Origin of the sequence: Pantoea sp. M_9, from assembly GCF_008631385.1 — a bacterium.
GTDB lineage: Bacteria > Pseudomonadota > Gammaproteobacteria > Enterobacterales > Enterobacteriaceae > Pantoea > Pantoea eucrina.
The window spans coordinates 113,621-129,477 of sequence record NZ_VWUF01000008.1 but is presented as its reverse complement, the minus strand read 5'-3'; the positions used below and the strand labels follow the sequence as shown (position 1 = coordinate 129,477).

Below are 15,857 nucleotides of genomic sequence, written 5' to 3'. Positions count from 1 at the left end.
TTCAGCACGGATCATCCTGCTGCTCTGGCAACAGAACTCTGTTTTACGCTGGATCGGTTTGCGGAGGGAGGCAGGGAAGTGACAGCGGCCTGCACCGCTGTCAGCGCATGTTACAGCATTAAAAAGGCGTACCCTTCATTCTGCAGCGTGGCGACCGTCGTGCCGCTGGAGAGCGTATGGGTCACACGGGTATCGATCCAGTCACGCTGCAGCTGGTGAAACGCCACGGACTGGTCGCAGATAGTAACTTTGACGCCCGCTTTTTTCAGCTCATCGATCAGTTTCAGGTTCGGGTTATCGAAACCGTACGCCTTATGAAACTGCTCGTTGTTCAGCGCAGCCGGTACGGCATCGCTGTTGATGGAGACCACAAAGTTTAGCTGATTAAGCGGCACGCCCGCCGCATAATAGAGGTTGGTCACGCGCGCCACGCGCTCCAGGCCCAGGTTAGCCTGGTGAATATCGCCTTCGCTGCGGTTGATCTGAAACACAATTTTATTGCTCAGCCCGGGTGTCGTTGCCGGGTTGTAGTCAGGCGTGTTCACGAAGTGAATTTTGCCATAGCCGGCGATTGCCGGCGTGCTCCAGAAGTCAGCAGGCTCCGCTTTTTTATCGGCGAATTTACCGCTGACCTTATCCACCAGCTCAGGAAGCTGTAACACATTGCCGCCGACAAATCCTGCCAGCGCGGCGATAACAATATAAGACGCTACACGCATTCTGTTTCTCCTTAACCGAAACGATTACATCTGCAAAAGGGCATAGCCCTGATTTTCCAGCGTGGAGACCGTAGTCGGGCTGGAGAGCGCATGGATCACGGAACGATCGATCCAGGCATTGGGATAGTGGTGAAAGGCAACAGACTGATCGCAAACGGACACTTTTACGCCCAGCTTATTCAGCGCATTGATCAGCGGCAGATTAGGGTTATCGATGCCATAAAACTGTCTGAAGTGGCTGTTATCCAGCGTGGCAGGCGTCGCATCGCCGGTCATAGAGACAACAAATTCCAGCTGATCAACAGGAACGCCGGAGGCAACGTAGAGGTTAACCACGCGCGCAACCCGCTCCAGCCCGAGGTTAGGACGTTTGATGTCACCCTCATTTTTGGTGAGCTGGAAAACCACCTTATTGCTCAGGCCGGCCACCGGCTTAAATGCGGCATCCGCTTCGTAATGAATTTTGCCATAGCCTTCAACGGCGGGCGTGCTCCAGAATCCTTCGGGATCGGCAGGCTCAGCGGTAAAATGTTTCGCTACACGCTGATAGAGGTCGTCTCCTTTAATTATTCCTGCTCCGACCACGCCTCCCAGAACAGCAATCAGGGCGTAGCTTACTGCTGAACGCATACATACTCTCCGGCATACACGGCACGTGTATTAACAGTCCATAGGGAAAAAAAGTGCCTTATCTATACCACAGCGTATGCGGAACGGCGTGACTGACCGGCGCGGTGTAATCGCGCTTTAGTTGCGCACAACATAATTAGCGATGCTGATTAAACAGTGAATTCGATGGTCATTGTGGCAGCGCTGCAGAATAGGATGGCCGGGAAATCGGTTTACTTGTGCTTACTGGCCGGGTTGACGAACGGATCAATCCTGACCATTAATTTCTGTTAAGGTCCGTTTTCATCCCGCGCTGATGATAAAAAAAGCTGATGGAACAGAGTGATAGTTAAGGCCGGGTCAGCCCTGTTTTTCAGAGAATACCTGGAAAAATCCATGCCAGATTCAATATTTTTGAGCAACTTTACGTAACTTTGAATTCATTGCAGCATAACCTTATATCTGTCGCTGCATTACTGTTCAGTTTTTTGCGGCAAATCAGCGACTCATCGCTCTGCACGCTCTGTTTTGCGCTTCTGCGACCGCTCTCTTTGCAACCCGTCGGCCTGCGGTTAAGATAGCGACAGAGCAGAAAACCCGATTCACATCGAACATTTACCCTCTCTTCTGTCCGGCGACAGATGAGCATCATCAGGATCGAGGCATGTTAAAACGACTGCGTATCTCCGTACTGGCCACCCTCATTCCTGCGCTGCTGCTGACGCCAGCCCTCAGCGCACGCGCCGACCTCAGTGATAATCTGCCCGACATCGGCACGACGGCGGGTTCCACGCTCTCTATTAATCAGGAACTGCAGATGGGCGATTTTTACGTGCGCCAGCTGCGGGCCAGTGCGCCACTGATTCAGGATCCGCTGCTGAACCAGTACATTAATGCGCTGGGGCAGCGTCTGGTCGCGCACGCCGGTTCAGTGCGCACGCCGTTTCACTTTTTCCTGATCCAGAATGACGAGCTCAACGCCTTTGCCTTTTTTGGCGGCAACGTGGTGCTGCACGCTTCACTGTTCCGCTATACCGATAATGAGAGCCAGCTCGCCTCGGTGATGGCGCATGAGATTTCACACGTGACGCAGCGCCATCTGGCGCGCGCCATGGAGGAGCAGAAACGCAGCGCGCCGCTGACCTGGGTTGGCGCGCTGGGTTCTATTCTGCTGGCGATGGCAAATCCGCAGGCGGGGATGGCGGCGCTGACCGGTACGCTGGCAGGCACCCAGCAGGGCATTATCAGCTTTACGCAGGGTAATGAGCAGGAGGCGGATCGCATCGGTATTCAGGTGCTGCAGCGGGCCGGTTTTGATCCGCAGGCGATGCCCGCTTTCCTGGAGAAGCTTGCCGACCAGACGCGCTTCTCCTCCCGCCCGCCGGAAATTCTGCTGACGCACCCGCTGCCCGACAGCCGTCTCTCTGACGCGCGCAACCGCGCAAACCAGATGCGTCCGGTGGTGGTACAGTCGTCGCAGGATTTCTATATGGCGAAGGTGCGCGTGCTTGGCATGTATCCTACCGGCCGCAATCAGCTCACCGACGATCTGCTGAATGAGTATGCGAAAGGCAATCTGCGTGAACAGCAGGCCGCGCAGTATGGCAAAGCGGTGCAGTTTCTGCAGGCCAAAGATTTTGCGAATGCTAAACGTACGCTGGCGCCGCTGCTGGCGAAGCAGCCTGACAACGTCTGGTTCCTTGATCTGATGACCGATATCGATCTGGGGCTCAACCAGCCGCAGCAGGCGATCGCTATGCTGAGCAGCGCCCGCGGCGGCGGCACTAATCCGGTGCTGCAGCTCAACCTGGCTAACGCTTATGTCGAAGCGAAACAGCCCGCCAGCGCCAGCCGCATCCTCAACCGCTATACCTTTGCCCATCCGGACGATCTTAACGCCTGGGATCTGCTGGCGCAGGCGTCGGCGGCACAGGGATTACGCGATGAAGAGCTGTCAGCGCGGGCGGAGAGCCTGGCGCTCAGCGGCCAGCTCGATCAGGCTATTACCGCGCTGGGCAGCGCCAGCGCACAGGTGCCGCTTGGCAGCCTGAAGCAGGCGCGTTATGACGCGCGTATCGATCAGCTGCGTGAGCTGCAGCGGCGTTTCCGGCAGTATCAGAAAGGGTAACGTCAGAGTCCGAGCGTCTCTTTAACAAACGGGATCGTCAGTTTGCGCTGGGCACTGATAGAGGCGCGATCGAGACGATCCAGCGTTTCAAACAGCGTGCGCATTTCACGATCGAGACGCTTCAGCAGAAAACGCCCGACATCTTCCGGCAGCTCAAAACCGCGCAGCCCGGCGCGCAGCTGCAGCGCCTGTAATTTATCCTCATCTGAGAGCGGCTGCAGACGATAGATTTGTCCCCAGTCGAGACGAGAGGCCAGATCGGGCAGGCCGAGACTGAGCTGGCGCGGCGGCCGATCGCCGGTGATCAGCAGGCGGGTTTTACCGGTTTCAAGAATGCGGTTATAGAGGTCAAATATCGCCATCTCCCACTCCGCTTCCCCGGCGATACACTCAATATTGTCGATGCAGACCAGCGCCAGATTCTCCATGCCTTCCAGCACCTCCGGCACAAACCAGGTCCGCTTATCCAGCGGCACATAGCCTACCGCTTCATCGCGGGCAGACATTTCGGCGCACGCCGCGTGCAGCAGGTGACTGCGTCCACCACCTTCGCGCGACCAGAAGTAGAGATAGCTGCCGTGTTGCTGCGCCAGTGCGCCGCGCAGTGCGGCAAGCAGCGACGGATTCTCCCCTGGCCAGAAGCTGGCAAAGGTTTCATCATCGGGTAAGTAGAGTGGCAGTGAGAGCTGTGCCGGCGTGTTCAGAAGTACCTCAGCAAGTGAGCGGGCAGAAAACGGCGCAAGTTTATCACGATCCTCTGCAGAGATGAACCGGGCGTCCCTGCCCGGCGGTCGCGCTTAGCGATCCTGCTGCTCCTGCGCCTCCAGCACCACCTCTTCCGGGCGTAAAATATTGATAACCCGGAAAATCAGCGCCAGCGCAACGCCGACCAGCGTGGCCAGCGCCATGCCTTTTAGCTCTGCCGCACCGATATGAACTTTGGCACCGCTCACGCCGATGATCAGGATCACCGAGGTCAGGATCAGGTTCTGCGCTTTGTTGTAATCCACTTTTGATTCAATCAGCACGCGAATACCGGAAGCGCCAATCACGCCATACAGCAGCAGCGATACGCCACCCATCACCGGCACCGGGATCGCCTGAATCGCTGCCGCCAGCTTGCCCACGCAGGAGAGCAGAATGGCAAAAATCGCCGCCCCGCCAATAACCCAGGTGCTGTAAACGCGGGTGATCGCCATCACACCGATGTTTTCACCATAGGTAGTATTGGGCGTTGATCCAAAAAAGCCGGAGAACATGGTTGAGAGGCCGTTCGCGAACATGGAGCGGTGCAGCCCCGGATCGCGGATCAGATCTTTCTTCACAATATTTGCCGTCACGACCAGATGCCCGACGTGTTCGGCAATCACCACCAGCGCGGCAGGCAGAATGGTCAGCATGGCCGCCCACTCAAAGCGTGGCGTGTAGAAGGTTGGCAGCGCAAACCAGGGCGCGTTCTCCACGCTGCGCCAGTCAACAATGCCCAGCATTGATGAGAGCGCATAACCCACCAGCACACCAATCAGAATCGGGATGATGGCAAGAAAACCGCGAAACAGTACGGAGCCGAACACCGTAACCGCCAGCGTCACCATGGAGATCAGTACGGTGGTGCTGTCCGGTGCCGTACCTTCTGCCGGTAGCAGGCCCGCCATATTGGCCGCCACGCCTGCCAGCTCCAGCCCGATCACGGCGACAATAGCGCCCATCGCGGCGGGTGGAAACATCACATCCAGCCAGCCGGTGCCCGCTTTTTTCACAATCAGCGCCACAATGCAGAACAGCAGACCACACAGGATAAAGCCGCCCAGCGCCACTTCGTAACCCAGCGGCAGCAGCAGCAGTACCGGTGAAATAAAGGCGAAGCTGGAGCCGAGATAAGCAGGTATTTTACCTTTGCAGATAAACAGATAGAGCAGCGTACCTGCGCCGTTAAACAGCAGCACGGTCGCCGGGTTAATATGAAACAGGATCGGCACCAGCACCGTGGCACCAAACATCGCAAACAGATGCTGCAGGCTGAGTGGAATGGTTTGCAGCAGCGGCGGGCGTTCGCTCACCCCAATGGCACGTCTCGTCATCGTATCCCCTTCCCTTCCTGTATGACAGGCGGTTAATTACTGTTTTTTTGTTAAAAAAAAGCCGACTCTCTGGTCGGCTGCTCAAATACTATTTTTTGAAAATGGTAATGCATATTCTGCCTGCAGCTGCAGGCCGGGCGTTGCTGGCGGCAATGGGTTCACGGCCAGCGCGAAGCCTGCCGGCGCAGGCAACGGTTTCGGGCACTGCCCGAAGGCAACGCGACCAGCAAAACAGCCCGGAGTAAACATTACTTCGTGCCGAAGATCTTATCGCCGGCATCGCCGAGACCCGGAATGATATAGCCTTTCTCATTCAGCCCCCGATCGACTGACGCGGTGTACAGCTCAACGTCCGGATGCGCTTTCTCCAGCGCGGCAATGCCTTCCGGTGCCGCCACCAGTACCAGCACCTTGATGCTGCTGCAGCCCGCTTTTTTCAGCAGGTCGATGGTGGCAATCATTGAGCCACCGGTCGCCAGCATCGGATCGACAACCAGCGCCATGCGCTCTTCGATGTTAGAGACCAGCTTCTGGAAATAGGGCACCGGCTCCAGCGTCTCTTCATCGCGGTAGACACCCACCACGCTGATACGCGCGCTCGGCACGTGCTCCAGTACCCCTTCCATCATGCCAAGACCGGCACGCAGAATAGGGACGACGGTAATTTTTTTACCTTTGATTTGATCAACATCAACCGGGCCGTTCCAGCCTTCAATCGTTACGCGTTCGGTTTCAAGATCGGCGGTGGCTTCATAGGTCAGCAGGCTGCCCACTTCCGAGGCCAGCTCGCGAAAGCGTTTGGTGCTGATATCATGCTCACGCATCAGGCCCAGTTTGTGTTTAACCAGCGGGTGTCTGACTTCCACGATTTTCATGATTGTTCTCCCGGAATTGAGTTGAGCTAAAAAAAAATCGCCGGATTATACCGCCTTTTTGCTTTTGCGCCACAGCGGATCGCGCAAGGGGATGGCTGCCTGTCCTGAGAATAGCGGAATCAAGAAAATCTGACACAACGAATATCGGGCGTGAGATCAGACTCGCAAACGTTTGCCTGCGCTGTTAGAATTGCCGCGCTTAATTTTTGCCACCAATCGCAATCGCGTGGGGATTCCGCAGTGACCGACAAAACCTCTCTCAGCTACAAAGACGCCGGTGTTGATATTGATGCTGGTAACGATCTGGTTGACCGTATTAAAGGCGTAGTAAAGAAAACCCGCCGCCCGGAAGTAATGGGTGGGCTGGGCGGCTTTGGCGCGCTGTGTGCGCTGCCGCAGAAATATCGCGAGCCGGTGCTGGTTTCGGGAACGGATGGCGTCGGTACCAAACTGCGCCTGGCGATGGATCTTAAGCGTCACGACAGCATCGGCATCGATCTGGTTGCGATGTGTGTAAACGACCTGGTGGTACAGGGCGCCGAGCCGCTGTTCTTCCTCGACTACTACGCTACCGGCAAACTGGACGTTGATACCGCCTCTGCGGTGATCACCGGTATTGCCGAAGGCTGCCTGCAGTCAGGCTGTGCGCTGGTAGGGGGAGAGACGGCGGAAATGCCGGGCATGTATCACGGCGAAGATTACGATGTCGCCGGCTTCTGCGTCGGCGTGGTGGAGAAATCGGAGATCATCGACGGCAGTAAAGTTCAGGATGGTGACGTCCTGATTGCCCTGGGGGCAAGCGGCCCGCACTCCAACGGCTATTCGCTGGTGCGCAAGATTCTGGAAGTCAGCGCCACCGATCCGGAACGCGAGCAGCTGGAAGGTAAGTCGCTGGCCGATCACCTGCTGGCCCCGACCCGCATCTATGTAAAAAATATTCTGAGCCTGATTGAGCAGGTTGATGTGCACGCCATTGCCCATCTTACTGGCGGCGGCTTCTGGGAAAACATTCCGCGCGTGCTGCCTGACAATACGCAGGCGGTACTGGATGAGCAGAGCTGGCAGTGGCCGGCGGTGTTCAGCTGGCTGCAGCAGGCGGGTAACGTCAGCCGCCATGAGATGTATCGCACCTTTAACTGCGGCGTCGGCATGGTGATTGCCCTCAGCCCGGCTGAAGCAGACAAAGCGGTCCAGCTGATGCAGGATGCCGGTGAGCAGGCGTGGAAAATCGGCGTTATTAAAGCGTCTGATTCCGCAGAGCGTGTGGTTATCAATTCATGAAAAAACTGGTTGTACTGATCTCCGGCAACGGCAGCAATCTTCAGTCCATCCTTGACGCCTGCGCCAGCGGGCGGATCAACGGCAGCGTTGCTGCCGTTTTCAGTAATAAAGAGAGCGCTTATGGCCTGACGCGCGCGCAGCAGGCGAGCGTGCCGGGCCTGGCGTTGTCGCCCCGCGACTTTCCCGATCGCGAAGCTTTTGATCGCCAGCTGATGCAGGAGATAGACGCCTTTGAGCCCGATCTGGTAGTGCTGGCAGGGTATATGCGCATTCTCAGCAGCGCCTTTGTTGCGCACTATCACGATCGCCTGCTGAACATCCACCCTTCCCTGCTGCCAAAATATCCTGGCCTGCATACCCATCGCCAGGCGCTGGAGAACGGCGATAAAGAGCACGGCACGTCGGTGCATTTTGTCACCGATGAGCTGGATGGCGGTCCGGTCGTTCTTCAGGCGCGGGTACCGATTTTTCCCGGTGATGATGAAGCAGAGATAACGGCACGCGTGCAGCATCAGGAGCATGCCATCTATCCGCTGGCCATTAGCTGGTTCACCGATGGCCGGCTGGTGATGCGCGACGGAAAAGCATGGCTGGATGGTCAGCCTCTGCCCGCACAAGGGTACGCCCCGTAAGGGGTGCCTGAGGCGCATAAATGCGCCCGTTCGATAGCCCGCAACCCGGGGCGCATGAATGCGCCCCCTACGTTTATCGTCCCCCCCGTAGGGGGCGCATTTATGCGCCCCTGGGTGGATTCCCATGCGGAACGCGATGACGCCCGTTCGATATCCTGAACCCCGGGGCGCATGAATGCGCCCCCTACATTTATCCCCATCCCCCCGTAGGGGGCGCATTGATGCGCCCCTGGGTGAATTTACGTACGAAAGGTGATGACGCCCGTTCGATATCCTGCATCCCGGGGCGCATGAATGCGCCCCCTACGTTCATCGTCCCCCCCGTAGGGGGCGCATTGATGCGCCCCTGGGTGAATTTACGTACGAAAGGTGATGACGCCCGTTCGATATCCCGAACCCCGGGGCGCATAAATGCGCCCCCTACATTTATCCCATGCCCCGTAGGGGGCGCATTAATGCGCCCCTGGGTCAGAACGCGATGACGCCCGTTCGATATCCCGCGGCCCGGGGCGCATGAGTGCGCCCCCTACGTTTATCGTCCCCCCCGTAGGGGGCGCATTGATGCGCCCCTGGGTGAATTTACGTACGAAAGGTGATGACGCCCGTTCGATATCCCGNACGTTTATCGTCCCCCCCGTAGGGGGCGCATTGATGCGCCCCTGGGTGAATTTACGTACGAAAGGTGATGACGCCCGTTCGATATCCCGCGGCCCGGGGCGCATGAATGCGCCCCCTACATTTATCCCCCGCCCCGTAGGGGGCGCATTGATGCGCCCCTGGGTTAGAACGCGATGACGCCCCCGGTAACCGGCGTTAACCAAACCGGCCGGTAATGTACTCTTCGGTGCGGCGTACACCGGGTGCGGTGAAAATCCGATCGGTTTCGCCGAACTCAATCAGCTGTCCCTGATGCATAAACGCGGTGTAATCAGACACGCGGGCCGCCTGCTGCATATTATGCGTCACCAGCACCAGCGTGAAATGCGCTTTCAGCGTGGTCATCAGCTCCTCAATGACCAGCGTTGAGATAGGGTCGAGCGCGGAAGTGGGCTCATCCAGCAGCAACACCTCCGGCTCAATGGCAATTGCCCGGGCGATCACCAGCCGCTGCTGCTGACCGCTGGAGAGCGTCAGCGCGTTCTGCGACAGATGATCTTTCACCTCTCCCCAGAGCGCCGCCGCGCGCAGTGCGCGTTCGCATGCTTCATTTAAAACCCGGCGGTCGCGCACCCCCTGCAGACGCAGGCCATACACCACATTCTCATAGATCGATTTGGGAAACGGATTAGGGCGCTGGAACACCATGCCGATGCGCCGCCGCAGGGCAGGCAGATCCTGCCCTGCCTGCATTACCGGCAGCCGATCAAGCAGGATTTCGCCTTCGGTTCGGCAGCCGCTAATCATATCGTTCATACGGTTAAAACAGCGCAGCAGCGTGGATTTTCCGCAGCCGGATGGTCCAATCAGCGCCGTAATGCGGTTTTTCGGGATCTGCAGATCGATAGCGTTCAGCGCCTGGCGCTCGCCGTACCAGAGCGATAGCTTGTTTACGCTTAGCGCAATGTTCTCAGTGGACGTCATATTTCAACCTTGTTAGTGCGTCATCAGCCGGTAGCGTTCGCGCAGCCGATGGCGCAGCACCATCGCCAGCAGATTCAGCGACAGAATAATCATGACCAGCAGCAGCGCAGTGGCATAAACCAGCGGCCTGTCGGCGTCGATGTTCGGGCTCTGAAAGGCCAGATCGTAAATCTGAAAGCCGAGGTGCATAAATTTGCGGTCAAGATGCAGATAAGGGAATACGGCGTCTACCGGCAGCTCCGGCACCATTTTGACCACGCCGACCAGCATCAGCGGCGCCGTCTCTCCCGCTGCGCGCGCCACCGCCAGAATCAGTCCGGTGAGCATCGCCGGCACCGCCAGCGGCAGTACCACCCGCCACAGCGTTTCCGCCTGCGTTGCTCCCAGCGCCAGCGATCCCTGACGCAGCGTATCGGGTATCCGTGACAACCCCTCTTCTGTCGCCACAATCACTACCGGCAGCGTCAGCAGTGCCAGCGTCAGCGACGCCCACAGCAGGCCCGGCGTACCAAAGGTCGGGTTCGGCAGCGCCCGGGAAAAGAAGAGCTGATCGAGCGTGCCGCCGATCAGCCAGACAAAAAAACCGAGACCAAATACGCCATAAACAATAGAGGGGACGCCCGCGAGATTTACCACGGCGATACGCACCAGCCGCGTCAGGGCGTGACGTCCGGCATACTCATGCAGCCAGACGGCAGCTACTACGCCGAGCGGCATAACGATGACCGACATCAGTACCACCATCAGCACCGTGCCAAAGATAGCCGGAAACGCGCCGCTCTCGCTGCCGCCAGCCGCCGGTGAGTCGCTGACAAACTGCCATACCTGCCGCAAAAAGTGCTGCGTTTTTTGCGGCAGGCTCATGTGATTGGGATACCAGGCCGCAACGATTTGCGCCAGCGGGATAGTATGTTCTGCACCCTGTGCGTCGCGCAGGATCAGCGTATCGCGCTGGCTCGCCTGCTGCAGATGCGCCAGCTGCTGAGCCAGCGCGCTGAAGCGACGATGCAGCGCCGCGCTGTTAGCATCAAACTCTGACTGCTGCTGCAGGCCAAAACGCTGCTCGCGCTGCTGCTCATCCGCCTGCTGCTGCAGATTTTCCAGCTGCGCATTGAGCCGCGCCATATCGATACGGCGAATATCCTCTGCCTGGCGCAGCAGATCCTGTACCTGCTGCAGGCGCTGCTGCAGCAGCGCATCACGGTTGTGTGCGGTGAGCGTCTCGTTGTCTTCCCGCAGCGCCACCAGCCAGCCGTACGCGTTACCGCCGTTGCGCCGTTGCAGCACCAGCACGTCACGCGGCTGTTCCGCGAGCGCGGGTCCGGCGCTGTAAATGACGCGGAAATCGGGGGCGGCAATATCGCGGTTGCCGGTTTTTACCAGGTAACGCCATCCGCTACTCTGCCGCTCTGCCTGCAGCGTCTCGCCCAGCAGCGTAACCGGCGACGCGCCGGGAGCCTGAAACTGATAGCGATCCACCGGCTGCGGCCAGAATGCGCGCACGCCCTGCCAGCCAAGCAGGCCAATCAGCAGCGTAAATGCCAGTAAACAGACCGCCACCGCACCCGCCGTCAGCCAGCGCCAGCGATCGTTCTGACGATGTGCGTTTTTCATCCCTGTCCCTCATGCTGGCCATAACGCCGGCGCAGCCGCTGGCGGATCACTTCTGCTACCGTGTTGATAACCAGCGTAAACAGCAGCAGCAGCAGCGCGCTGAGAAACAGGATGCGGTAGTGCGCACTGCCCGCTGCCGCCTCCGGCATCTCTATCGCAATATTCGCTGACAGCGCGCGCAGCCCGGCAAACAGCCCGCCTTCGCTCACCGGCGTGTTGCCGGTGGCCATCAGCACGATCATCGTCTCGCCCACCGCCCGGCCAAAACCGATCATCAGTGCGGCAAAAATCCCGGCAGAAGCGCCGGGCAGCACGACCCGCGTCAGGGTCTGCCACGGCGTGGCACCCAGCGCCAGCGATCCCTGTCCGAGCGCCCCCGGCACGCTGAACAGCGCATCTTCTGCCAGGGTAAATATCAGCGGCACCAGCGCAAACCCCATTGCCACTGCGGCAACCAGCAGATTGCGCTGTTCGTAGTGGATAAGCTGTTCACCGGCGTCCGGCCAGAGCAGGGCTGCCAGCCATAGCGTCAGCAGCGTGACCAGCAGCAGCAGCGGCAGAAGCAACAGCACCTCGACACCCGGACGACGCCAGCGCGCCGGCAGACGCGGGCTCAGCACGCCGCACAGCAGCAGCGTAGCGGCCAGGATCACCGGCAGCAGCAGCACGCCCGCCAGCGCATGGCTGATATGCGGTGCCATCCAGATACCGGCAATCAGGCCGATCACCACGCTCGGCAGCGCGCCCATCATCTCAATGCCGGGCTTAACCCAGCGCCGCAGTCCCGGCGACATAAACCAGGCGGTGTAGATAGCGGCAGCCAGCGCCAGCGGCGTGGCAAACAGCAGCGCCAGCGCGGCGGCCTTGAGGGTACCGATAACCAGCGGAACCAGGCTGAACTTCGCCTGATAGCTGTCACCGGCAGCGGTGGATTGCCACACCCAGTCAGCGTGCGGATAATTTTCATACCAGATTTTCTGCCACAGGCTACGCCAGGTGACATCAGGCCACGGGTTATCAATCCGGAACTGCTGCCAGCGCCCGGCGCGCTCCACGATCACGCCGTCGCCGCGCGGCGAAAAGGCAATTGCTTGTATGCCCGGCGTCAGCTGACGCGTGAGGATCGGGCCTGACTGTTTGCTGGCAAACAGGCTGAGTACGCCCTGCGCATCCCAGCTGGCAAATACCCGGCGCTGTGACTCTGTCACCACGCCCTGCGCCCCCTGCGAGCCGTGCCAGGTTTTGATTTTTTGCAGGCGCGGACCGCGCTCGCCGGTAATGGCAAACCACTGGCTGACACCGCGATCGTCTCTGATCAGCAGCGTCCGGCCACCCGCCAGCATATGCAGGCTCGCAACCGGCTGCGTCAGCGCCTGCGTTTCGCGCAGCTGCGCGCCCTCAGCGCTAATCTGCCACACCTGCAGCTGGCGTTCACGGCTGGTAAAGAGCTGCGTGCCGTCAGGCGACAGCAGCAGCTGGTCGGCATGCTGCTGCGGCAGCATAATCTGACTGACAGGCTGCTGACTGGCCAGCGTCAGCACGCTGATCCCCGACGGCGTCTGTGCAGCAATACGCCACTGCCCGTCGCCGATGTGCGCCAGCGCCATCTGGCTGACGGCACCCTGCGGCAGGCGCAGCGGCCGATCGCCCAGCGGAAAATACCACTCGCCGCGATCGTGCTCTATCCGCGGCTGCATCAACAGCAGTGCGCCCTGCACGTTAAGTAACACGGCATCAGCCGCGCTGCTGGTCACGGCGGCCTGCGGCGCGTCCGAAAGCGCCAGCGCCGGTCCGGCGGGGTCGCCGTTAAGCGGAATAAAGCGCGCTTCATGACGGCTGATGCGCCAGCCCAGCGTGCCGCTGCTGCCCAGCGCCAGCGCCGGCGTTTTATCCCACAGCTGCTGGCTGAGCGCAGGCTGAAGCTGTGGCGCGCTGAACAGAGGCAGGACTACCCAGATAAGCCAGAAGAACAGCAGCAGCATCAGCAGCAATATTCCTGCGCCGCACGCCGTCACCATGCGCCGCACGAAGCGATCGATGGCGCGCCGGCGACGGTCATTAAATTCAACAGGAATATGGTTTATGCTCATGCCGGTCAGGGATTCAGATTAGAGAGTCGCTATGTTGCCCGTAGCGGATTGATAAGACAACTGTTGCGGTTGGACAAGCCTGCCATACTCTAGCAATAATGGTGAAGGAGACTGAGCGGAGCCGCACCACTGCGCGCCTTGCGCCGGACATATCGTCCCGCCACAGCATCACGGAGTCAGAATGGGTCAGGAAAAGCTGTATATAGAAAAAGAAATAAGCTGGTTATCCTTTAATGAACGTGTGCTGCAGGAAGCGGCGGATAAAAGTAACCCGCTGATTGAGCGCATGCGGTTTTTAGGGATCTATTCCAATAACCTTGAAGAGTTCTACAAGGTGCGCTTTGCCGATCTGAAGCGGCGCATTCTGATCAGCGAAGAGCAGGGTAAACCCACTCCCCTGCGGCATCTGCTGAAAAAGATCCAGCAGCGGGTACTGAAGTCCGATCAGGAGTTTGACGCGCTCTATAATGAACTGCTGCTGGAGATGGCGCGCAACCAGATTTTCCTGATCAACGAACGCCAGCTCTCACCCAATCAGCAGGAGTGGCTGCGCCACTATTTCAAACATCAGCTGCGTCAGCACGTTACGCCGATCCTGATCAACCATGACACCGATCTGATTGAGTTTCTTAAGGATGACTACACCTATCTGGCGGTGGAGATCATTCGCGGCGAGGATATCCGCTATGCGCTGCTGGAGATCCCGTCAGACAAAGTGCCGCGTTTTATCAACCTGCCGGCCGAGTCACCGCGCCGTCGCAAGCCGATGATCCTGCTGGATAACATTCTGCGCTACTGCCTGGATGAGATTTTTAAAGGCTTCTTTGACTACGATGCGCTGAACGCCTACTCCATGAAAATGACGCGCGATGCCGAATATGACCTGGTCACGGAGATGGAGTCGAGCCTGCTGGAGCTGATGTCCTCCAGCCTGAAGCAGCGGCTTACTGCCGAACCGGTGCGCTTTGTCTACCAGCGCGATATGCCCGATGCCATGGTGGAGATGCTGCGCCACAAGCTCTCTATCTCTAACTATGACTCCATTGTGCCAGGCGGCCGCTACCATAACTTCAAAGATTTTATCGGCTTTCCCAACGTCGGCAAAAGTAACCTGGTCAACCGGCCGCTGCCGCAGATCCGCCACATCGGCTTTGATGGCTTCCGCAATGGCTTTGACGCCATCCGCGATCGCGATGTGCTGCTCTACTACCCCTATCACACCTTTGAGCATGTGCTGGAGCTGCTGCGTCAGGCGTCGTTCGATCCCAGCGTGCTGGCGATTAAAATCAATATCTATCGCGTAGCCAAACACTCCCGCATTATGGATGCGATGATCCACGCGGCGCATAACGGCAAAAAAGTGACGGTGGTGGTTGAGCTGCAGGCGCGCTTTGATGAAGAGGCGAATATCCACTGGGCCAAGCGGCTGACTGAGGCGGGCGTGCACGTTATTTTCTCTGCGCCTGGTCTGAAAATTCACGCCAAGCTGTTTCTGATTTCCCGCCGCGAAGGTGAAGAGGTGGTGCGCTATGCGCATATCGGCACCGGCAACTTTAATGAGAAGACCGCGCGCCTGTATACCGACTACTCTCTGCTGACCGCTGACGCGCGCATCACGAACGAAGTCCGCCGCGTATTTAACTTCATTGAGAACCCCTATCGCCCGGTTACTTTTGAACATCTGATGGTGTCGCCGCAGAATTCGCGGGCCGTACTCTATCAGCTGATCGATACCGAGATCGCCAATGCGCAGCAGAGCAAGCCGTGCGGGATAACCCTTAAAATCAATAACCTGGTAGACAATGGCCTGGTCGACAGGCTCTATGCAGCCTCGTCAGCCGGGGTGAAAATTAACCTGCTGGTGCGCGGTATGTGCTCGCTGATCCCGGACCTGCCAGGCATCAGCGAAAATATTCGCATCACCAGCATTGTTGATCGTTATCTTGAGCACGACCGGGTGTATATTTTTGAAAATGGCGGTGAGAAAAAGGTGTTTCTCTCTTCGGCTGACTGGATGACGCGCAACATCGATTACCGCATTGAGGTCGCCGTGGCGGTGCTCGATCCGCGTCTTAAACAGCGGATTCTGGATATTATCGCCATTCTGTTAAGTGATACGGTGAAAGCACGTATCGTAGACAAAGAGCTGAGTAACCGTTATGTTCCGCGCGGCAATCGCAGGAAAGTGCGCTCGCAGCTGGCGATTTACGATTACATCAAGAGACTGGAACAACCCGAATAACGCCT

The 15,857-nt window shown here is 58.4% G+C and carries 12 protein-coding genes; 4 read left to right on the top strand and 8 right to left on the bottom strand.

The features are described 5' to 3' along the window. Positions 1-110: 110 nt before the first annotated feature. On the bottom strand, positions 111-719 hold the full coding sequence (locus F3I15_RS12885) for a DsrE family protein (protein WP_094111938.1): 609 nt from the start codon (positions 717-719) through the stop codon (positions 111-113). Between the two features lie 24 nt (positions 720-743). Continuing rightward, a complete protein-coding gene (locus F3I15_RS12880; RefSeq protein ID WP_150018176.1) occupies positions 744-1,349 on the bottom strand; it encodes a DsrE family protein in 606 nt (201 codons plus the stop codon). Between the two features lie 643 nt (positions 1,350-1,992). Here F3I15_RS12880 and F3I15_RS12875 point away from each other — a divergent pair. Beyond that, the gene (locus F3I15_RS12875) at positions 1,993-3,456 is read left to right on the top strand and encodes a M48 family metallopeptidase (RefSeq protein ID WP_150018175.1); all 1,464 of its coding nucleotides are present in this window, start codon (positions 1,993-1,995) and stop codon (positions 3,454-3,456) included. Positions 3,457-3,458: 2 nt separating this feature from the next. Here the strand turns inward: F3I15_RS12875 and hda are convergent, their stop codons facing one another. The 3 genes from hda to upp all read right to left on the bottom strand — a co-directional run bounded on the left by hda (position 3,459) and on the right by upp (position 6,412). Beyond that, entirely contained in the window at positions 3,459-4,160 is a 702-nt protein-coding gene (gene hda, locus F3I15_RS12870) for a DnaA inactivator Hda (RefSeq protein ID WP_223810716.1), read from the bottom strand. A 93-nt stretch (positions 4,161-4,253) separates the two neighbouring features. Continuing rightward, positions 4,254-5,537, bottom strand: a complete 1,284-nt coding sequence (gene uraA / locus F3I15_RS12865; protein ID WP_104085278.1) for a uracil permease — start codon at positions 5,535-5,537, stop codon at positions 4,254-4,256. Positions 5,538-5,785: 248 nt separating this feature from the next. Continuing rightward, positions 5,786-6,412, bottom strand: coding sequence for a uracil phosphoribosyltransferase (gene upp / locus F3I15_RS12860; RefSeq protein WP_150018173.1), 627 nt, complete (start codon positions 6,410-6,412; stop codon positions 5,786-5,788). Between the two features lie 240 nt (positions 6,413-6,652). On the opposite strand from upp, the gene purM reads away from it, so the two are divergent. Together purM and purN are read left to right on the top strand one after the other, a co-directional pair. Beyond that, positions 6,653-7,693, top strand: a complete 1,041-nt coding sequence (gene purM, locus F3I15_RS12855) for a phosphoribosylformylglycinamidine cyclo-ligase (protein ID WP_150018172.1) — start codon at positions 6,653-6,655, stop codon at positions 7,691-7,693. Next, the gene (gene purN / locus F3I15_RS12850) at positions 7,690-8,325 is read left to right on the top strand and encodes a phosphoribosylglycinamide formyltransferase (RefSeq protein WP_150018171.1); all 636 of its coding nucleotides are present in this window, start codon (positions 7,690-7,692) and stop codon (positions 8,323-8,325) included. The genes purM and purN overlap by 4 nt, the downstream gene beginning before the upstream one ends. 813 nt (positions 8,326-9,138) lie before the next feature. Here purN and pstB read toward each other — a convergent pair. The 3 genes from pstB to F3I15_RS12835 are packed head-to-tail and all read right to left on the bottom strand — an operon-like array spanning position 9,139 to position 13,610. Beyond that, positions 9,139-9,906 carry a phosphate ABC transporter ATP-binding protein PstB gene (gene pstB, locus F3I15_RS12845; protein WP_150018170.1) on the bottom strand — a complete coding sequence of 256 codons (768 nt, stop codon included), beginning with the start codon at positions 9,904-9,906 and terminating at the stop codon, positions 9,139-9,141. Positions 9,907-9,918: 12 nt separating this feature from the next. Next, the gene (gene pstA / locus F3I15_RS12840; protein WP_150018169.1) at positions 9,919-11,520 is read right to left on the bottom strand and encodes a phosphate ABC transporter permease PstA; all 1,602 of its coding nucleotides are present in this window, start codon (positions 11,518-11,520) and stop codon (positions 9,919-9,921) included. Then, complete coding sequence (locus F3I15_RS12835; protein WP_150018168.1) at positions 11,517-13,610, bottom strand: ABC transporter permease subunit; 2,094 nt, start codon at positions 13,608-13,610, stop codon at positions 11,517-11,519. The genes pstA and F3I15_RS12835 overlap by 4 nt, the downstream gene beginning before the upstream one ends. Before the next feature lie 181 nt (positions 13,611-13,791). Here F3I15_RS12835 and ppk1 point away from each other — a divergent pair, with 181 nt between their 5' ends. Next, positions 13,792-15,852, top strand: a complete 2,061-nt coding sequence (gene ppk1, locus F3I15_RS12830; protein WP_039379564.1) for a polyphosphate kinase 1 — start codon at positions 13,792-13,794, stop codon at positions 15,850-15,852. Positions 15,853-15,857 lie beyond the last annotated feature (5 nt).